This is a genomic window from Streptomyces sp. 11x1, from assembly GCF_032598905.1.
GTDB lineage: Bacteria > Actinomycetota > Actinomycetes > Streptomycetales > Streptomycetaceae > Streptomyces.
In genome coordinates this window covers 10,520,951-10,541,094 of record NZ_CP122458.1, presented here as the reverse complement: position 1 = coordinate 10,541,094, position 20,144 = coordinate 10,520,951, and the positions used below count along the sequence as shown (strand labels likewise).

12 protein-coding genes and 1 pseudogene are annotated in these 20,144 nt (G+C 71.3%); 5 read left to right on the top strand and 8 right to left on the bottom strand.

The window, feature by feature from the left end; translation table 11 throughout:
- Positions 1–125: 125 nt before the first annotated feature.
- Positions 126–365, top strand: a pseudogene (locus tag P8T65_RS46410) (DUF6745 domain-containing protein); the annotation flags it as partial.
- Positions 366–493: 128 nt separating this feature from the next.
- Here the strand turns inward: P8T65_RS46410 and P8T65_RS46405 are convergent.
- Positions 494–1,360: a hypothetical protein gene (locus tag P8T65_RS46405; protein WP_316731438.1), complete on the bottom strand. Its 867-nt coding sequence runs from the start codon at positions 1,358–1,360 to the stop codon at positions 494–496.
- Positions 1,361–1,738: 378 nt separating this feature from the next.
- Here P8T65_RS46405 and P8T65_RS46400 point away from each other — a divergent pair, with 378 nt between their 5' ends.
- Entirely contained in the window at positions 1,739–4,654 is a 2,916-nt protein-coding gene (locus P8T65_RS46400) for an AAA family ATPase (protein ID WP_316731952.1), read from the top strand.
- Here P8T65_RS46400 and P8T65_RS46395 read toward each other — a convergent pair.
- The 3 genes from P8T65_RS46395 to P8T65_RS46385 all read right to left on the bottom strand — a co-directional run bounded on the left by P8T65_RS46395 (position 4,647) and on the right by P8T65_RS46385 (position 9,232).
- Positions 4,647–5,507 carry a hypothetical protein gene (locus P8T65_RS46395; protein ID WP_316731437.1) on the bottom strand — a complete coding sequence of 287 codons (861 nt, stop codon included), beginning with the start codon at positions 5,505–5,507 and terminating at the stop codon, positions 4,647–4,649. The genes P8T65_RS46400 and P8T65_RS46395 overlap by 8 nt on opposite strands.
- Positions 5,508–6,848: 1,341 nt before the next feature.
- Complete coding sequence (locus tag P8T65_RS46390; protein WP_316731436.1) at positions 6,849–7,559, bottom strand: TetR/AcrR family transcriptional regulator C-terminal domain-containing protein; 711 nt, start codon at positions 7,557–7,559, stop codon at positions 6,849–6,851.
- 53 nt (positions 7,560–7,612) lie between these two features.
- The gene (locus tag P8T65_RS46385; RefSeq protein ID WP_316731434.1) at positions 7,613–9,232 is read right to left on the bottom strand and encodes a gamma-glutamyltransferase; all 1,620 of its coding nucleotides are present in this window, start codon (positions 9,230–9,232) and stop codon (positions 7,613–7,615) included.
- A 254-nt stretch (positions 9,233–9,486) separates the two neighbouring features.
- On the opposite strand from P8T65_RS46385, the gene P8T65_RS46380 reads away from it, so the two are divergent.
- From P8T65_RS46380 to P8T65_RS46370, 3 genes are all read left to right on the top strand, one after another.
- On the top strand, positions 9,487–10,359 hold the full coding sequence (locus tag P8T65_RS46380) for an ABC transporter substrate-binding protein (protein WP_316731433.1): 873 nt from the start codon (positions 9,487–9,489) through the stop codon (positions 10,357–10,359).
- Positions 10,360–10,464: 105 nt separating this feature from the next.
- The gene (locus P8T65_RS46375) at positions 10,465–11,337 is read left to right on the top strand and encodes an amino acid ABC transporter permease (RefSeq protein ID WP_316731432.1); all 873 of its coding nucleotides are present in this window, start codon (positions 10,465–10,467) and stop codon (positions 11,335–11,337) included.
- A 115-nt stretch (positions 11,338–11,452) separates the two neighbouring features.
- Complete coding sequence (locus tag P8T65_RS46370; protein WP_316731951.1) at positions 11,453–12,196, top strand: amino acid ABC transporter ATP-binding protein; 744 nt, start codon at positions 11,453–11,455, stop codon at positions 12,194–12,196.
- Positions 12,197–12,555: 359 nt separating this feature from the next.
- Here P8T65_RS46370 and P8T65_RS46365 read toward each other — a convergent pair whose 3' ends face one another.
- The 4 genes from P8T65_RS46365 to P8T65_RS46350 all read right to left on the bottom strand — a co-directional run bounded on the left by P8T65_RS46365 (position 12,556) and on the right by P8T65_RS46350 (position 20,073).
- Positions 12,556–16,098, bottom strand: a complete 3,543-nt coding sequence (locus P8T65_RS46365; protein WP_316731431.1) for a trypsin-like peptidase domain-containing protein — start codon at positions 16,096–16,098, stop codon at positions 12,556–12,558.
- Complete coding sequence (locus P8T65_RS46360; RefSeq protein WP_316731430.1) at positions 16,095–16,295, bottom strand: hypothetical protein; 201 nt, start codon at positions 16,293–16,295, stop codon at positions 16,095–16,097. Before P8T65_RS46360 ends, P8T65_RS46365 begins: the two co-directional genes overlap by 4 nt.
- Positions 16,296–16,498: 203 nt before the next feature.
- The gene (locus tag P8T65_RS46355; protein WP_316731429.1) at positions 16,499–19,750 is read right to left on the bottom strand and encodes a tetratricopeptide repeat protein; all 3,252 of its coding nucleotides are present in this window, start codon (positions 19,748–19,750) and stop codon (positions 16,499–16,501) included.
- Complete coding sequence (locus tag P8T65_RS46350) at positions 19,747–20,073, bottom strand: trypco2 family protein (RefSeq protein ID WP_215455430.1); 327 nt, start codon at positions 20,071–20,073, stop codon at positions 19,747–19,749. Before P8T65_RS46350 ends, P8T65_RS46355 begins: the two co-directional genes overlap by 4 nt.
- Positions 20,074–20,144 lie beyond the last annotated feature (71 nt).

Sequence of the window (20,144 nt, the reverse complement as noted above, 5' to 3'; positions counted from 1 at the left end):
ACACCCACACCCACACCTGACACCACGACTAGCCCGCTCCCAACCCCTCTCGCCAGCGGCCGACCGGCTCGCCGAGTCCAACAGCGAGATCCGCCGGGCCATGGCCGAAGGGATGGGGATACGAGCGGCTGTTGGACAGCGCCTCCGCCAAGACGGTCGCCGTCGACGAGTTCGGCACGCTGTGGCGCATCACCGCCCGGTACGAGGAAGACATCGCCCTGGTCGACCTGCTCAACTCGACACCCGAGCCGGACGACTCCTTCAAGCGGTATGTCCTGCGCGTGCCACCCGACCAGACCGTATCCCGCGACGCGATCGGATGGACTTTCGGCCTGCCGCCGGGGCCTACGGCCCCTCGACGATGACCTGATGGGCCTCACCGGCGGTTTGCCCGGCGACGGCGCACGATCATCTCGCCGTCGCCGTCGCCGAAGTCCTCATCCGCGCCGGGGGCGCAGGGAGTCTGCGGCCCCGCGCTCGACAGGCCGCACGCTCAGAATCCCTCGGCGATCGTCTTCTCTCGCATCATCTCTTCCAGCTCGTCGTCGGACAGCGGGTGCAGTGTGTCGAGGAGGTGACGAAGACCCGGCCCGTCGAGGACCTGGCTGGAGACTTCGATCTCCGCGCCGTGGTGGCGCCGGATCAGTCTGATGTCGCTGCGACCGCCCGGGAGATCACTGACGATCCGCATCTCGCCCCGCTTGTCCACAGTGCAGGTCACGCTCTTCTGCACAAACAGAGCGCAGCGCGCTCTCGGCGAGAGCGGCGAGCGGACCGTCAGGCCCACGTATCCGATCTCGTCCGGCTGGGCAGGGCCGTAGTCGACATGGAACTGGCCAGGCCCGACCACAGCGCGGGAGACCTGCATCCCCGGCGGGGTGTCCCCCAGATACAGCAGTTCCTGCCTCTCCCGGTACCGCGTGATCTCGGCGGTGTACCGACGCTGCTGCGCCTGCTCCGGGCCGACGAAGACCCCGTAGACCACGCCTGCGCCCAGCACGGCCATCGCCCCGAGCCGCGCCCACCGGTTCGGTACGAAGAACGCCGCGGCGACGGCGTACGGCACCCCGGTCAGCGCGACCCGTGTGCCGGCGCTCCCCAGGTCGACGTCACTGCCGTAGGCGGCCAGGCCCGCAAGGACGCCGAGCGTACCGAGGACGAACACCAGGGTCGCCCAGCCATATCGACGCGGCGTGGAGGAGCACGACGGCACGACCGACCCCGCGGGTAGGCCCGCCGTGGCCAGCAGGACCACCGTCAGCGGCACGCCCAGCACGAAGAACAACGCGGCCGCACCGGTACCGCCGCCCCAGCCCGTCATCAGCAGCCCGAAGCCGAGTACCGGCACTGCGGCCGTCATCGTCGCCCAGACCAGAAGAAGATGAAATGCCGTCAGAGGCCCTCTGCCACACGTCATGCACGAAGGCTGCCAGCCCGGGTTCCGGCGGACATGAGTATGCGTACTCAGTACGTCGCCCTCGTTCAGCGGCGGCAGGCCCTCTGGGCAGGAGTTGAGTGACGTCGTTGCGGCTTCGCACGGCAGTGTCTGGTGACCACCGCCGCGAACGCCACCGCCACGACCGAGCCGCTCGCCCTGTGACATCCGTCCGTTCCGGTACTCCCCCGCGCGGCGGTTGCGACGATCAACAGGAGAGAATGACATGTGAGGGGGATGTGAAGAGGAGGGGCAACTGTGAAAGCTGAAGCGGCAGTTGAGGCGGGCGGGTACGGAACTCCCTTGCTGGGCCGTTCCTCCGAACTCGCCCGCTTCGACTCACTGCTCGACCGTGCGGCGGCGGGCGCACGCCGAGCGGCGAGGGGCGAGGAGTTCCGCGACGGCGCGCGTTCCCGGATCGTCGACATCACCGGCGAGGCGGGTATCGGCAAGAGCCGACTGCTGGGCGAGGTCTGCGCACGGGCGCGCCGGCGCGGGATGACGGTCCTGCGCGGCAGGGCCACGGAGTACGAACGGCGGGTGCCCTTCCAGGTGTTCACCGACGCGCTCGCCCACCTCGGCCCGCGCGCCCCGGACGGCTTCCGGGAGACCGACGCGGTGGCGCCCCTCCTCGAGCGGAGCGGCGCGGTCGACCGTTTCGGACTGCACCGTTCCACGGCCGCCCTGCTCGCCCGGCTCGCCGCCCCGTCCGGGCTGCTGCTGGCTCTCGACGACCTGCACTGGGCGGACCCTGCGTCACTGGAGCTGCTGGACCATCTCGTACGGCATCCTCCGCACGCCCCCGTCGTCCTGGCCATGACACGCCGGGACCGGCAAGGTCCCGAGTCCCTCGCCGCCGGGCTCACCCGGGGAGTCGACACCGGCACGGTCGTCAGGCTCGGCCTGCGGCCGCTCAGCGCGGACGACTGCGCCGAACTGGCCGGTCCTGGTCTGCCGCTCGCCGAGACCGCCGCGCTGCACGCCGCGAGCGAGGGCAATCCGTTCTACTTCCTGACCCTCCTCCAGGCCCGGCGGGACAGTACGACGCCCGAGTCCTCGGCACCGCCGGGGCTCGGCACCCTGCTGCTGGAGGAGCTGACCGTGCTCGTCCCCGCCCGGCGCGACATCGTCGAGGCTGTGGCGGTCCTGGGCGAGCACGCCACCCCCACGATGGTGAGCCATGTGACGGGCCGGCCCGGCACCGCGTTCGCCGACGATGTCCACGCGCTCACCCGCCGCGACCTGCTGCGCACCACCCCACAGGGCCTGCTGACCCTGCGGCATCCGGTCGTGCGCACCCTCGTCCACGAGAACACGCCCTTCCTGAGGCGCGCCGAGATCCATCGGCTCGCCGCTCGGGAACTGGCCCGCGTCGGCGCCTCGGCCGCCGAGCGGGCCCATCACGTGGAACGGTCGCTGACCACCTGGGACCCTGCGGCGGTGGCGGTACTCGACGAGGCCGCCGAGCAAACGGCCCGGACGGCCCCGGCCAGCGCCGCCCACTGGCTCGACGTGGCCCTGCGCCACCTCCCGCACACCCCCGAACACACCTCCCGGCGACGGGAGTTGAGCCTGAGGCGGGCCCGGGCGTTGGCGGCGTGCGGTGGCCTGCGCGAGAGCCGCGACCTGCTCCAGGAGCTGATCGCCACCCCGCGGCGGTCCCCCGACGGACCGACGGCCGACGAGGACCGGGGCCTCAGAGTGCGCGCGGTCGTCCTGTGCGCCGTGGTGGAGCGTCATCTGGGGCGCTCCACCGAGGCCGTCGCGGTGCTGCGCCGCGAATTGGCCCGTGACCCGGCCCCGGCCCCGGCCCACGTCGTACGGCTCGGCCTGGAGCTCGGCTCGGCCGCGCCCCTGGACAGTGAGACCTCCTACGCCCGGGTGCGCACCGAGGTCGAGGCGGCCCTCGCGGCGGCACGATCCACAGGGGACGAGGTCGGGGAGGCGGGTGTCCTCGCCGTCGCGGCCCTGGGCGAGGCCTACGAGGGCAACATGACCGCGGCGCACCGGCTCGCCCGGCAGGCCGCCACCCTGGTCGACTCCCTGCCGGACAACGATCTCACCGCGCTGTGCGAACCGCTGGCCCGGCTCGGCTGGGCGGAGGCTTTCCTGGAGCACTACCCGGACGCGGAGCGGCACGCCGAGCGCGGCCTGGACATCGCCCGCCGCAGCGGCCAGCTCTATGTCGTGCCCCATCTGCTGCTGTGCCTGTCCCATGTCCGGGTCCAGACCTGCCGGATCCCCTCCGCGCTGGAACTCGCCGAACGGGCCGAGGACATCGCGCGCGGGATCGGCAGCGACCAGCTGCTCGCGTTCGTCCTGGCGAGCAGGGCCGCGGCGCTGGTCGCCGGCTGCCCGCCGGGCGATCCGCGCCCGCTCGCCGTCGCCGAGGAGGCGGTGGCCGCGGCCGGCAGCGGGGTCGACTGGTGGGCCTCCACGGCCTGGTGCATCTTCGGCTGGGCCGCGCTCATGGCCGGCGATCCGGTCCGGGCCCGGGACGCGATGCTCCAGGCGGGCGGTCCCGAACTGCAGCGGATCCAGCCCTCGATGCGGCCTCTCTACCTGGAGATCCTGGTCACGGCCGCCCTGTTGACGGGGATGCCGGAGGAGGCCCGCGCCTGGGCCGAGCGGGCCAGGAAGGAGGCGGAACAGCTGGGGCTGCCGATGCAGCGGGCGTCCGCGCTGCGCAGCGCCGCCCATCTGCCGCTGGCGCAGGGGGACACCGCGGCGGCGGCAGACCTGTTCGCGGAGGCCGCGGCGGAGAGCGCCCGCTGCGGCGCGGTCTTCTGGGAGGCCCACTCCCTGCTGCTCGGCGCCCCGCTGGACGCGGCGGCGGGCCGCGGTCGGGCGGGCACGCACGCCTGGCTCAGGGGGCGCCGGCTCGCCGAGGCGGGCGGCAGCGGCATGCTGGTCGGCCTCGCGGACGCCACCCGCCCGCCCGAAGGCGGCCCGGAGACGCCGTACGGCTCCCCGGACCGCGCCGGACTCACCGAGCGGCTGGCCACCCTGACTGTCCGGGAGCTGGAGATAGCCGAACTGGTGGCGCAGGGGCTCACCAGCCAGGCCATCGCGGACCGGCTGTTCCTCAGTCGGCGTACCGTCGAGACCCATGTCTCCCGCACGTTCCGCAAGATCGGGGTCTCCTCCCGTACGGCCCTGGCCGCGCTGATGGCCCGCCGCGCCGGGGGCCGCTTCGGCGACGCCGGATCGGCTACCTGACGTCGACGTAGTCGCCGGGGGCGGTCGCGGAGCCGGTCGTCGTGGTGCCGGCGAAGACGAAGCGGAAGTAACCGTCGGAGCGGGCCCGGGTGGTGGTGCTCAAGGTGCCGCCGCTGCTGGTCCTGACCGTCTTGAGGGTGGTGTACGTGCTGGTCCCCCGCTTGCGGAACTGGAGCTGCACCGGCTGGTCCGCATATCCCGCGTTCTTGCCCGTGGTCCAGTTGGCGCGGCTCAGCTTGCCGGTGACCTTGATGTTCCTGCCTGCCGTCACCGGCTCCGGGGAGGCGTCGGTGGTCACCTTGGCCGCACGCTTGATCTTGCCGCGGGCGACGTCGTCGTCGACGCTGACGTTCGCGTAGAGGTCGTAGGCGCCCAGGAAGAGTTTCCAGGTCCCCGCGGTGCCGTTGCCGTCCTTGAAGGCGACGGCCGGGTCGATGGTGAAGACCGTCCGGCAGCTGTAGCGGTAGCCGCCCTGGACCGTTGTCTCGGTGCAGGCGGGGTCGTCATCCGACCCCAGGGCGCCGGTGATGGTGTCCGTGTCCGAACTGTCCGTGCCCTGCCACAGGAAGGCCTGGGTGAGGGCCAGTCCCTCCGCGTCGAAGGCGGTGAAGGTGACGGGAACGGCCTTCTTGCCGGTGACGCCGAGCACGACGTCCTTGCCCTTGTTGACGACACCGTTGGTGAAGGTGGTGCCGCCGACCGCGTCCTGCGGCCGGACGCGGTCGGAGGTGAGGGCTCTGAGATCCTTCGCCGTTCCGGAGTGCCCCACCGCCTGGGCCGTGCCCGGAAGAACGAGGGCCGAGAGGACGGCCGCGCCGGAAAGGACGGTCGCCGCGATGCTGTGTACGCGCATGTGATTCCCCCAGGATGAGGTCGGGCGCCCCGCCGGACTGCCTTGCTGGCGGGGCCTGTTGATGTGACGCGCGGTTGATGGTGATAGGACGCGTGGGCCGGTACGCAGCCGGGCCGGTGGCCGGGCGCCGGGTGGAGGTCCGTCGGCCGGGGCCCGGTGCGGGTTCATCGCCTCACTGGTCGAACGCGTGCACCGACCCTCAAGGTCGGCACGGCCCACCCCGCTGCCCCCACACCGCCCGCCCGGCGCTCCCCGGCACCTGCGCTTCCCCACCCGCTGTCGTCATGAACGCAAGGAAACGGCACGGCTGTCAGGGACGCGTCGGTAGGAGTACGTATTCCATATACGTACCTGTCGTCGGCGATCCCTGTGCGCGGGTGCCAGCGGCGCGCGTCCACGGCGGCCTCACGTGCCGGAACACGATCGCAGCCGCGCGGCTGCGGGTGGGACAGCGGACGGCTTGGCCCGGTTGTGCTTCCGCGAGAAGGGAGCGGCGGAGCGGCCAACCGTCTCTCTCGATCACCGTGACTTCCCCAGCCATGGCTTCGCCCCCGCAGGGCGCGGCGACCCCGACCGCAGCCGACACGGCCGGGTTCCGGTCGTCCTCCATCGACAAAGGGCGGACGAAGACTTCCGCATGACGGCAAGGGTTTCGCCGCGCCGGGCGTAAGTCGATGAACGGCTCGCGCCGCAGCCCGAAGACCGTGCGGCCTCGAAGAAGAGCGAGTCGGGACGCCCAACGCTGCTGTCCGGCAGGGGAACGAGCCAGCCACGCCGACGGGCCGTCACCGTCCACCGTCGCGAAGGCGGCGCCGGGATGCCCTTCGGACAGAGGACGCGGTACTGGGGCGAGATGTTCGGGCTGAAGTCCCAGGGCAAGGTGGACGCGCAGAACGCACGCGCTCGCGAGCTGACCCGGGGACGAGGGCATACCGGTCCTCCGTCAGTCGATCGGCCGTGACGCGCCGAAGGCCAAGCGGCCTTGAACCTCGTGTACCGGCAAATCCGGTGGTCTCCGGCGCCCTCGCCCCGTCCGGGGCGCCAACCCGGACAACACCAGCGGCTGGGCCGAGGCCGGCCTGATGCGGCGAAACAACATCGCCTCCGCCGGTTCGTCCACGGGTACATCGCCCTCGCCACCACCCCCGGCAGCGGCGTCGTCCTGTCATCGGATTCCAACGGCACCGCGAGCTTCAGCCAGTTCTCGGTCAGCCGACGGAAGAGGTTCCAGCACGAGCACCGACATCAGCTCCGCGTGGTGGTGCGGATGCCCACCACCACGCGGAGCGTCGACATGCACGTCGACCTGCCGGAGAAGGACGGTGACACGCCCGCCGACGCCTATGTCGTCGCCGTCGCCGTCGCCGTCGCCCGGATGGTGTCGATGACGGCTTGGACGGCCGTGACGAAATTCTGGGGGTCGTCCAACGCCCGGAACCGCGGGGCCAGTCGGGCGATGTTGGGGTACGTCTCGGGCGGCAGGGTGAGGTAGTCCGTCTTCCACGCCCGGAGATCCGCGTCCCGGATTTCCGGGGACAGGGACGCCAGACTCGCGTCCATGGCGCTGTAGGCGAGCACCAGATCGGCGAAGACACGGTAGTAGCGGGTCGCGTCGTCCCCGTCGAGGCCGGCGCGGAGCATGCAGTCCAGCTTGCGCTCCACGGTCCGGAACTCGTTCTCCCGACGGGCGGTACGCGCGGCAGCGAGCGCCCCCACCCGTGGGTGCCGGAGGAACGCCCGGTGGGTGTGGACCGCGATCTGCATCAGGTCGTGGGCCCAGTCGTCCGTCGGCGGCGGGGTATCCGCCAACGCCTCCTCGTGCAGAGCGTCGATGAGCGCCAGCAACAGCTCGTCCTTGTTGCGGAAGTGGCGGTAGATCGCCGTCGGATGAGCGCTCAGCTCACGGCCGAGCGCCGAGAACGTCAGCTTGTCCATGCCGGACGAGTCGGCGACCCGGAACGCGGCTTCGACGATCGTCTTTTGGCTCAGCGTGCCGCGGGGCAACCGGCTCCGGCCCGCACCCTCGGTCGTACCGCCGTTACTCGTGGCCATGTGTCCTTCCTCGTTTCGGTTGCCTTCCATGGTGATGCAACGATGACGCCGGATCAGCCCGCGACGGCCGAGCCGTCCGCACGCGGGTCGGTGGCCGCGACCAGGCCCGGGCCGTCGGTGCCACCGTCTCGGCGGACCAACTGGCCGTGCCCGACACCGTCGTTGAGCGCGTCGATCAGGTCGACGGTGAAGCCCGTGTCCCCGATCGCGTGGACGCCCGTGGAGGGCACGTCGCGCTCCGCCTTGACCGTACCGGCGCCCTCCGTCACTCCGGCCTCCATGGCCCCCAGGACCCAGCGCGGCGCCGACACGGCACGCCTCGCAGAGGCGCCGGCGGCGAGGTGCAGGGCCAGGTGGGTGTGCACCTGCGGCTGCGCGCGTCCTCCCATGACACCATGCGCTCCGATGAGTTCGTCGGCCTCGCGGACCAGGACGGGCATCAGTGTGTGCAGGGGGCGTTTGCCGCCGGCGAGCCGGTTCGGCGACGCCGGGTCGAGCGAGAACGACGCGCCCCGGTTGTGCAGAACGACACCGGTGTGGGGATCGAGCAGCGCGGCGCCGAAGCAGTGGAAGACGCTCTGGATCAGCGAGACCCAGGTACCGTCCCGGTCCGTCACGACGACCGCGACGGTGTCACCGGACGCCTTGCGCTGTCCGAGCAGGGCGACCGGTGTGCCCGCCATGGCCTGCTCGGCGATGTGTCGCACGCGCGGGCCGGACAGCAGTTCCTCGGCCGGGACGGTCTCCTCCCGCTCCGGGTCGCAACAGAAGCGGTCGCGCTCGGCGGCGGCCTGGGCGAGCACGGACGCCACCACGCCCGCGTCGCGGCCCAGCGGATCCAGGGTCCCGCGGACGGCGCGCACCACGTCCAGTGCGCGCAGGCCCTGGAGGAAGTACAGCCCCTGCGAGTTGTCGCCGCCGGAGAGGTACTCGACGCCGTCGTACACCGCGCCATGGGGCCCCGACACCCGTACCGTGTGTTCGGCGAGGTCCTCGACCGTCATCGCCGATCCCTGCTCGGCGAGCAGTTTCACCAGGCTCATGCCCACATCTCCGCCGTACAGGGCGGACGGGCCGTACGTGCCGATCGACGCGAGCGTACGCGCGAGGGCGGGCTGCCGAAGGGTCTGGCCGGCCTGCAGTACATCCGTGCCGGCGAAGAACACACCGAGCATGCCGGGGTCGCGCAGCAGGTTCTGTCGCTCCCTGCGCAGGTCCAGGGCCAGTCCGGGGGCGACGGGGACGCCCTCGCGAGCGGCTGTCTCGGCTGGGGCCAGTGCCGCCGAGAGCGGACGGGTCCCCCAGGTGTCGGCGAGCGTGGCCCAGCCGGCCACCGCACCGGGGACAGTCACCGGGAGCGCGCCGAGGACAGGCATCCTCGCGTACCGTGCCCTCATCTCGCTGACGTCGACGGCCCGCGGGGCCCGGCCGCTGGCGTTGACGAAGCGAACCTCGCCGTCGGCGGTGCCCACCAGCGCGAGGAGGTCGCCGCCGACCGAACACTGGTTGGGATAGACGACGGTCAGCATGGCTGCGGCCGCAAGTGCGGCATCCACCGCGTTGCCGCCGTCGCGCAGTACATCGGCGGCGATGCCACTCGCCGTCATGTGCGGTGTCGCGACGGCCCACTCACCGCCCTTGGCGGAGAGTCGACGATCAGTGAAAACGGACATGATTCCCTTCCCCGGCGCACCAACGCGAATCCCCTGAGGAGTGTCATCTGTTCCCCGGCACGGACGAAGCCGTGATGCCGGGTGCGGCGACTGGGCTCCACTCACCGGGCAGATCGGCGTTAACCGCTACGTAACGAGAGATTCCTTGACAGTACTGAAGCGTGCGCCCTAGCTTCCCCTTATGGTCAACGCCATTGACTATCGCATTGACTATGAGCCCACGCAACCACGGAAACCCCTGAAGGGGGCCGGCAATGGCAAGAGCGTTCCGTCACGCCAGTCGCACGACACTCCCATCGGCCTGCGCCTTCGTCGCGGCCGCAGCCATGCTCGCCGGGTGCGGCGGCTCCACGGGGACGGGGACACCGTCCGCGGCCTCACCCGCGGTCGATGTGCCCGCTGGGACACTCGTGAAGGACGGGAAGATCACCTACTGCTCGGACATCAGCGCGCCGCCACTGACCTATTACGACGCCGCACAGAAGCCGGTGGGCGCCGAGATCGAACTCGGGGACGCGCTCGCGTCCCAACTCGGCGTCGAGGCGAACTGGGCCAACACCGCCTTCAACGGCATCATCCCGGCGCTGCAGGCCAAGCAGTGCGACGCGATCATCACCCAGCTCTACATCAAGCCCGAGCGGGAGAAGGTCGTGAACTTCGTCCCGTACATGTATGCCTCCAACACCCTCGTGGTGTCCGCGAAGAACGAGAAGGGAATCGAAAGCGCGTCCGACCTGTGCGGCAACAAGGCGGCGGCGCAGACGGGCACGACCGTAGCCGACTACCTCGCCGGCCAATCGAAGAAGTGCCTGGCGGACGGGAAGCAGAAGGTCGACATCCGGCTGTTCAACAAGGACACCGACGCTCTTCAGCAGCTGCGCCTCGGGCTGGTCGACAGCTACGGAACAACCCTGGAGACCGCTGCATACGTGCTGAAGCAGCAGCCGGACACGTTCGCGCTCGCCGGGAAGCCGTTCAACCGCATCAAGGTGGGCGCAGCGACCCGCAAGGACGACACCGCTCTGCACGACGCCCTCACGAAGGCGTTCGCCGCGGTCCAGAAGAACGGTGAGTACGCCGCCATCCTCAAGAAATGGAACCTGACCGGAGACGACATCGCCGGTTAGTCGGCACCCCGCCCGTACGACCGGTGGGGCCGCTCGACCGCCGTACATCCAGGCAGGCAGTTGTCCGGCCCGACCGCATCCGCACACACCCAGAGAGAGGATGACGTGGCTGACACGTCCTTGCTCGCCGACTCGGCGCAGGTGGCCGGCTTCGACTGGTCGTTCTTCTGGCACTACCTGATATCCCCTTCGGGCACATTCCTGGAGGGTCTCTGGCGCACCGTCTACATCTCGGTCCTCGCGCAATCGCTCGGTGTGGTTCTGGGTCTCGTCATCGCACTGGCCCAGCGCAGCCGCTTCGCCGCTCTGCGCTGGTGCGGCCGGACGTATGTCTGGCTGATCCGGGGGACTCCCCTGCTCGTCCAATTGGTTCTCGTCTACAACGGCCTCGCGGCGGCAGGTGTCTACCGTTTCACCGACGTCTCGGTGGGCGGCCTCGTGCTTCTCGGCGTCGTGCAGGCTGCCGTCCTGACGCTCGCGGTGAACGAGGCGGCCTACATGGCCGAGATCATCCGCGCGGCGCTCGACGCCATCGACCGTGGGCAGACGGAGGCGGCGCAGGCCCTCGGCATGACCCCGTCGCTGACCATGCGGGTGATCCTGCTGCCCCAGGCACTGCGGATCATCGTTCCGCCGCTGGGCAACGAGTTCAACCTGATGATGAAGTCGACGTCGCTGCTGTCGGTCATCGGGCTGCAGGAGATGTTCCTGACGGCCCAGTCGATCAACTCGGCGACCTTCAAGACGTTCGAGATCTTCCTCGTCGTGGCGTGCTATTACCTCGGCCTGACGACGATCTGGTCGTTCGTCCAGCGGTTCATCGAGCGAAAGCTCGCGGACCCCGGTACCGCCCCGCCGCCCGGCCCTTCGCTTAGGGAGCGATTCGTCGGCGGCGGTGGCAGGGGCGGCGACTCGGCGCGCCCCGAGAAAGGACTCGCCGCCAAGGAACAAACGCTCACAGGCAGGAAGGCGTACTGACGTGGAACCGATCGGGATCACAACAGGGGTGAACGACGCGTACGACCATGCCTCCACCGGACACTCCGGCCCGGCCGGACCCGCGGATCCGTCGGCGGTGCTGTCGGCGCGCGGGATGGTCAAGGCGTTCGGTGACGTACGGGTGCTGAACGGTGTCTCCATGGACGTCCGGGCCCGCGAGGTGGTGGTCGTCGTCGGACCGTCCGGCTCGGGGAAGACGACGTTCCTGCGGTGCCTCAACCATCTGGAAAGCATCGACGAGGGAGAGATCCTCGTCCACGGGCGCCGGGTCGGATACAAGGACGGCCGGGAGGGACTGGTCGAGGAGCGCCCGAGGACGATCGCCGAACGTAGACGCAACATCGGCTTCGTCTTCCAGCGCTTCAACCTCTTCCCCCACCTCACGGCCCTGGAGAACGTGGCCGTCGCCCCGGTGAAGGTTCTCGGCCTGCCGAAGGCCGAGGCGAGAGAACTGGCGCACACCCTGCTGGCCAGAGTCGGCCTCGCCCACAAGGCATCGTCACGGCCGTCCGTTCTCTCCGGAGGCCAGCAACAGCGGGTGGCCATCGCGCGCGCTCTCGCCATGAAGCCGGAACTGATGCTTTTCGACGAGCCGACGAGCGCCCTCGACCCGGAGATGGTCGGCGAGGTCGTCACCGTGATGAAGGAGTTGGTCGAGGACGGACTGACAATGATCGTCGTCACTCACGAGATGGGTTTCGCGCGGTCGGCTGCGGACCGGCTCGTCATGTTCGACCGGGGTGTCATCCTGGAGGAAGGGACACCCCAAAAGCTCATGACGGACCCCGAACACCAGCGCACGCGCGCCTTCCTCCGGCGCATCGACGGACACGCATGAGCAACAAGGAGCCGCCGTGCCGGATCGGCGCCCTCCCGTGAGAACGGCCCTGCGCTGTGAGAGAACGCACACGCCACGCTGACCTGAGGCACCCCGAAGCAGAGCTGAGCCCCGTGGGCAAGGGGGTCGTGTACAGCCCGGTGTCAGTGGACAGCTCGTCGCGGACGAGGCTGGGCGGCCCGGATTGCTGTTCGACTGGTTTTGTACAGATCGAAGTCTCCCGGTACCTGGATTGAGAATGTCGCCCGGTCAACAAATCGGAGGCGTCGTACATGAGGAAAATGTCGCCGAAGCCGATGACAAGAGGCGGATTCGCGAGGCGTGAGATTGCTTGGACTTGGGCGCGGTGCCGGCCGTGCTCATCCTCGATGATCGCGCAGCCAGTCGGGTACGTCGCCGGTCAGTTCGCGGACCAGATCGGCCACAGTGGGATCCGCCCGGTACGCATCGATCAGCGCCGCGGCCAGCCGCAGACCCGTCTCCCGGTCCTCGGCCTCCTGGGCTCTGCCCAGTCCCTCCAGCAGCGGCCGTACGCTCTCCCGTGGGCGCAGTGTGGCCAGCACCATGCCGTGGAGCAGCAGGGCCTCCACCTCCTCGTAGGCGAAGGTCCCGTCGTCGTCGGTGGCGAGTTCCCTGCAGAGCGCGAGGGATCGCGCAGCGAACGGTTCGGCTTCAGCCGCCCGCCCCTGCTCCAGGAGCACCGCCGCGTGGTTGCGGGACGCGTCGGCCAGCGCGCTCCGCGTCCCGGGGTCGCCGTGGGCATGCAGTTCCTCCAGTGCCTCGACGGCGCCACGGCCCACCTCCACGGCCTGCCGGTCGTGACCGCATTCCGAGAGGGCGACGGCCCAGCCGTCGGCGGCCCGGGCCCCGGCGAAGGCATGAGTGCGCGGCGCGGCCGCCCGCAGCGCGCCGTAGAGTTCGACGGCTTCCCGGGAGCGCCGCTCCGCCTCCTCCCAGCGGCCGAGAGGTCCCAGGCAGCGGGCGAGGCAGTGCAGTGTGGCGGCACGTTCACCGGCGTAGGGGTCGGCCGGTCCCGCGGCCAGGCTTTCGTATGCCTTGTGCGCCTCCCCCGCGTCGTCGAGGGCGCGCTCGTAGGAGCCGGTGTCCACCAGGAGATCGGCGCGGGTCGCCAACGCGGCGGCGAGCGGGCGCAGATGGGCATCGGGGTACCGGCTGGACAGTCGGCGGTAGTGGACGACCGCCCGGTCGACCGCGTCGATGGCGGCGTCGTACTCGGCGAGTTCCGCGAGGCACACGGCGTGGGCCAGCAGTGCGGCGGCGTACTCGTCCTCATGGGCCGACACCGTCCGCGGGGGGAGTTCCGCGTAGAGGGCCACGGATTCGGCGCTCGCTCCGGCCGCGTCCACGACCTGTCCGAGGCTGGACAGATGGTGGGCGTATCCGGTGAGGGCCACCGCGAGCGCGGCGCGGGAGTCGGGCCCGTCGGCCAGTTCGCGCCGCAGGGCGACCGCGCGCTCGGCGGATGCCAATGCGTCCTGCCGACGGCCCTGCAGATGGAGCTGGTGGGCGTACCCCTCGTGCGCGGTGGCGAGATCGTGGGCGTAGCGGCGGGGTTCCTGACCGGCGATGCCCTCGTAGAGCCGGACCGCCATCGCGCCGCGTTCCAGTGCCTCGTCGTGCATGCGAACGGCGGTCAGCCAGTGGGCGTGGTCGTTGAAGGCGGCCGCCAGCCGCGCCCAGGCGGTGTGGTCCGGCTGTTCGCCGAGTGTCTCTCCGGCCAGGGTGACCAGCGCCCCGGCGAGTTCGGCTCCCCACTGCGACAGGTTGCGGGAGTGGGCGGGCAGCTTGGTGAACATGCTGCGCAGGAGCGTGCCGTCGTCGGGGTGGTCGCGCACGACCTCGGCGAGGGCGGAGTGCAGGGGGCCCGGTTCGGGCCCGCTGCTGGTCGCCGCGGTGACGGCCGGCCCGGCGAGCCGCTGAGGGTGGCGGACCACGACGGAGTGCAGGGGCCCGCCGAGCCGGTCGTGCCGGGGAGCGGCCCGGGCGGCAACCCGTAGGGCGTCGGTGGCCTGGGCGATCGGCGCCGTGGTGAGCAGCTCGTCCAGCAGTGCCGGGCGCTGTCCGACGGCGAGTCCCACGAGGTGCTCCCCGATGCGGTCCGGGCGCAGTGGCCCCCAGAAGGTGTGCGGGTCGGGATAGAGGGTGGCGAGCCAGTCCGCGGCGGGGTCGAGGTCGGATGGCGTGCTCGTGTCGGTGACGTCCGGTGTCCCGGTCGTGAGGGTGGACAGGCGCCCGAGGATGTCCCGGGCCTCGTCCCGGTCGGCGGGTGAGCCGCACAGGGTGGCCGCGGCGACCAGCTCCCGCCGGGCGCTCAGGGTCAGGTCCCCCAGCCCGTGGCTGCGTGCGCTGTGCCGCCAGATCTTCTGCTCATGGCGCAGCAGTACACCCTCGTACGGCTCGTCCGCCGGTCCGTCCTCGGGGTCGAGTGCCTGCAACAGCGCGACCAGGGCCGCCATCTGCACGTCGAGGGCCCGATGGTGACGGGGGTCGCTCAGGTCGGGCACCGGCAGGGTGCGCAGGACGGCGGGGTCCACGGGCGCGGTGACGCCGGGCAGTCCGGTCAGCGCCGCGGCGAGGTTCTCACCGATCTCGCGGAAGGTGGTGTCGTCCAGTGGCTCTTCGCCGTCGCCATAGAGGTCGGGCAGCTCGAGCTCAGTCCCGGGCGGTGGGTCGCGCAGGGGCAGGGCCTCGCTGCACAGGTTCTCCCACCAGTCGCCGGCTTCCTTGTCACGGGCGAGCAGCAGCAGCCGCAGGGGTGCGGTGCCGGTGTGTTCATACCGGTCGACGAGGTCGAGGAGGGTCTGGAGTTGCTCGACCCTCGTTTCGGCGTAGTCGACGACGAGCAGCAGCGGGGTGCGGGTCCGGGTGGCCAGGGACAGGAGGTCCGGAGGCGCTCCGGCGGCCAGGAAGCCCGCGCTCCAGTTCCGCGGCCGCAGACGGCGGACGAGTTCCGCGGCGAGTCGGGTCTTGCCCTGGCCGCCGGGTCCGGTGACCAGCCGTACGGAGAACCTACCGGGCTGTTCGCACCAGGTGCCGAGCCGGGCCAGGACGTCCTCGCGTCCGGTGAACGGTACGACGGTCGCGTCCGGCCTGAGCAGGGAGACGGGGGTGTTGGCCGGCCGGGACGACTCCCGTTCCAGCAGCGGCTGGAGTTCGGCCGGTTCGGTGACGGCGTGCGGGAACAGCGCGCGGAAACCGGCGTCGGCCAGGAGTTCTTCGGCCGGGATGGCACGGGCCCTGCCGTGACCGGGTTCGTCCTTCGCCGTGACGACGACCCCGCACAGCAGGTCGTGGCTGAGCAGCGCCGCCCCGGAGGCCCCCTCCCAGCGGGACACGGCGGCGGCCGGCGAGTAGGGGATCGGCTGCCCGAGAACGATGTGGTAACGCCTGGCCTTGACGGCGGTTCCCGCGTTCACGGTTCCCCGGACCCTGACGGTGTCGCGCAGCACGAGCCTTCCCGTGGCGTCGTCGCGTCGTACGCCCATGCCGGACGGGTAGCCGACGAGGTCGGCCGGAACCTCCGGCAGCCCGGTGACCAGCCGTCCCCAGCGCAGGGGCGGCAGACCGTCCGGAGACGGCACCGCTGCCGGCGGGGAGATCCGGAGGACGGCGGCGTCCATGCGGGTGTCGGCGGGCTCCTCGGCTTCGTAGCGGTACCACTCCACGTCGCACGGCAGGTAGTCCCGCGAGCCGGGCAGCCGCACCGTGACCTCGGCCTGTCGGGGGTCGTCGCGGCTGACAACGTGACCGGCGGTCAGCACGAGGCCGCCGTCGAGGAGATACCCGGTGCCGCTGCCCCGGCCGTCGGGTCTGCGGCTGTAGACCTCGACGACGCGGGGGTCCGTACGCTGGTCGACGGGTACCGGACCGGGTCGTGTCACCGCTCGGGCAGCTCGTCTTCTTCGTCGCCCACTTCGGAGAAGTCGGACCAGGTCTCACTGTTCAGCTCGTCGAGATCGGCGTCCTGGAGGGTGGGGCCGACGGCATTCTGTGCGGGCGCGGCGGGCGCGCCCGTCGACGGCTGCGGGGCGGGAGCGGCCTTGGCGGCCTGCTCCGAAGTCTTGGGCTTCTTGGGCACGTTCGAACTCCCTTGGCGGGGTGGCCGTTCACCGGGGACGCGCTTCACCGGGGACGCGTTTCACGGGGGCTGCGTTGGCCTCAGCCTAGCGGCGGTATGCCGGAATGGTCTCTGCCCGGAAGACGCGGTGATCGCCTCTTTACCCGAGTGATCCGACAGTGACGATTTCCGTCTCCGGCCGATCCCACAAAGGTAGTTGACGGTCATGAGCGGGCGCGAAGCTTGTCGATTTCCGTCAGGCACCGTCGGAGCAGCATGGCGTGCCGCCCGGTCCTGGCCGCGTCCGCGGCCTCCTCCAGGACCTTCACAGCTCGCGCGGGGTCCCTGGAACCGAGTGCCAGACCGTGGACGCACAGGATGCGGGCCCTTTCGTCGTCCGCCGACGTACCCCCACGTGCGGTCGAGTCGCGCAGGGCCAGGACCGATTCCTCCGAGGCCGCCACCGCCGCCTCGTCGTCACCCGTGCGACGCAGCGCCAGCGCCAGATCGGCGAGTGCACAAGCCAATTCGCCCACGGCCCGGGGGTCCCGGCCCTCGGCCAGCTCACGCCGCAGGCGCACCGACTCCTCCGCGACCTCCAAGGCGTCGGACAGGCGACGCACCGAGGTCAGCCGCACACTCAGCCCACCCAATAGCCTTGCCAGTAGCGCCAGTTGGGCGGGGGTGGGGGCGTCGTCCAGCAGGCCCCGCTGGATGGCGACGGCCTCCTCGGCGAGGTCCAGCGCCGCCTCGTGGTCGCGCAGCACCGCGCTCAGGCGGGCCTGGTTGTGCAGAGCTTCCGCCAGCCGTCTCAGGTAGGCGTCGGGGTGATCCTCCGCCAGCCCGCGCAGGATCGCCACGGCTCGCGCGGTCTCCTCGGCCGCCTCCGTGGTGCGACCGTCGTGCTGGAGGTAGAGCGCGAGTTGCAGGCGCGCGTCGGCCATCTCCACCGCGGGCCATCGCGGGTCCCGACGCAGGAGCCGTTTCCTTGCCCGTACGCATGCGGCGCCCAGGGCCAGAGCCTCGTCGTGGCGGCCCGCGCGGTGCAGCCAGAGAGCCTGTTGGTGCAGTACGGTCGCCCGGCGCCCCTGAGCCTCGGGGGTGTCCGACGGGTGGCCCGGGCCGAGCGCGGCCAGCAACCGCTCGCCGACATCGACCGCCTCGCGCGTGCGGCCGACCTCGTCCAACCGGGCGCCGTACCCCAGCAGGGCGTCCATGAACTCCGGGTCCGCCGCCGCGCCGAGGGTGTCGCCTCCCCGTACGCGGATGCCCTCCTCGCAGGCCTGAAGTGCCTCGGCGTACCGGCCCGCCCGGGCGAGCCGATAGGCCAGGGCGTGGAGCGCCGAGGCCAGTTCACGGGGTGCGTCGGTCGCGGCCCGGGCGTGTGCCACGACCTGTTCGGCCATCCGCACCGCCCGACCGGCGAGCACCACCGTGTGGCGGGGTACCGCCGCGAGCAGTTCGGCGCAGAGCGGGCCACGCCCATGCGGCCCGTCCAGTACCGCGTCCACCGCGCGGCCCAGGGCGTCGTACCCCTCCCGGGCGAGGACGTCGACAGCGGCGGGTGCCAGCGGCCGGGGCCGGCCGACGACCAGGTGGACGATCCGCTCGTCGAGTTCCGGGAAGCTCCGTCCGGTCCTGCACAGGACGCGCAGCAGGTGGCCCGCGTGCTCGGCGTCGGGCAGTTCGGCGAGAGCGGGCAGCAGTTCGGGGAAGTCCCGCGCGGTCGTACCGACCAGGTGCTCGCCCAGCAGGTCCGGCACCAGCCCCACCCAGTGGCCGTCGCGGCCGCCGTAGAGCTCGTTCAGCCACATCGCTGCGCCGAGGACCGTGTTGGCCGTCTCCCCGCGCAGGATCCCGCTTCTCTCCAGCAGTCTTCCTGCCTCGTCCAAGGTGCGGGCCCGGCACAGTGTCGCGGTGACGACCAATTGCCGGAGGGTCTGCGTGTGCAGACGCTCGATCTGGTGTGCGGACGTGGTCCGTGTCCAGTACGCCTCCTCGTGCCGCATGAGCAGATCCATGCCCTGCGTGCGAGAGGCGTCGGGTACCGGGAACAGGTGTTGCAACAGGGCGGCCAGCGCGGTGCTGTGCAGTTCCAGGGCCCTGGCGAACCGCGCGTCCGACAGCGGCGGGGGTACGACCGACTCGGGGCGGAAGCCGCGTGGCGTCGCGGGAAGGCCGGGCAGCCGGGCCAGAGCGTGCGCCAGGCCCTCGACCGCGTGGCGGAACGCCTCGGGCCGGGTCGCGGGATCGTCGGCGAGCGGTCCCAGCTCCGCCACGGTTCCCGGTGGCGGTTCCCGCAGCGCACGGCTCTTTCGCCGCAGGTCCTGCCACCACTCCCCGGCGCTTCGGGCGAGCATCAGCAGACGCACCGGCGGCCCCGTCCCCCTGGCGGCCGATGTCCCGAACAGCCGCAGCAGTTCGATCAATTGCTCGTGCCGGGTCTCCGCGTAGTCCACGACCAGCAGCAGCGGCGCGGACAGCTCAGCGAGTGCGGCCAGGTCGGTGTCGGGGGCAAAGTCCAGGAATCCGGCGTTCCAGTTCAGGCCGGCCATCCTGTCCACCAGCTGGACCGCCAGCCGCGTCTTGCCCTGGCCCCCCGGGCCGGTCAGCAGCTTCGGTGACCACGGGGACGGATCGAGGCACCACCGGACGAACTCCTCCATCAGCGGTTCCCGGCCGTGGAAGCCGACCGGACTGACCTCGGCCCGCAGCAGACCGACCGGTGACCGGGCGGGCGACGGCGGGGTCTGCAGGACGGACGGGAGCCCGACGTCGTAGGCGCGCGGCCTCCCCAGCAGCTCCGCCACCCGCTCGTCCGCCAGCAAGGAGGCCGACGGAACGGCGGTCAGCGCCCCGCCGGGTCCGCCCCGGTCGGGGTCGACCGCCACCAACCCCAACACCAGCCCCCCGGAGGTCACCGCGGCGCCCGACATCCCGCTCCAGCGGGACACGTTCTCGATGCCCTGCCCGGTGTGCGCCGCGCGGACGACGGCGGGTACCGGGTTGTCCACCTTGATCTCGTGGCGGCCGGCCTTGAGCCTGCTGCCCGGCGCGATGGAGCCGGTGATGTGCGCGGTGTCCCTGAAGGCCGGTGCGCCCTCTTCGCGCACCCGCATGCCGGCCGGGAATCCCACCGCCTCGACGGGGCAGCGGGATCCCGTACCCAGCCGTCCCCAGACCAGCGGTGGCAGCCCCTCGGGCTCCCGGAAGGCGTCGTCGTCGATCCGGAGCAACGCCGCGTCGATCCCGGTCCCGGCCACGCTGTCGTAGCGCCACCAGACCACCGAGCAACCCCACACCGAGCCGCCGTCGAGCAACCGGACGCCGACCGTGGCCGCTCCGTCGACGGCATGACCGGCCGTCAACACCAGCCGGTCGTCGAGCAGATGGCCCGAGGCGATCCGGTGCCGACCGTCACGGCTCCGGTAGACCTCCACCACGCGCCGGGCGACCGGTGGGATCCTCGGGCTCACCTCTCCGGCAACTCCTCGGCCGCATCCGAGACTTCGAGCGGTCCGCCGTCCGGTCCCCGGGGTGTCAGGGTGAGCCGGATGGTGTGGGTGGAGGTCCGCTCCCGGCGCTTGGACCCACCGCCCGACAGGACGTAGAACCGGGCGCCCCCGGTCACTTCACTGCCGCTCAGCAGGGCCACCTGGAACTCCAGTTCCACCGGCCCGACCTCGAAGGAGAGGCCCCCCTCCGGCGCCAGCCGCCGGGCCGTGTCCAGTTGGTCGCGCAACGACCCGATGGCCTGCGCGAGTTCGACGACGTTCTCCGCGGAGTCCTGGTCGGACATGTCATCCCCCTGTCGTACGGCGTCGGTCAAGCCATCGTTACCCACCGGAAGTGGACCGTCACCCTGCCCCG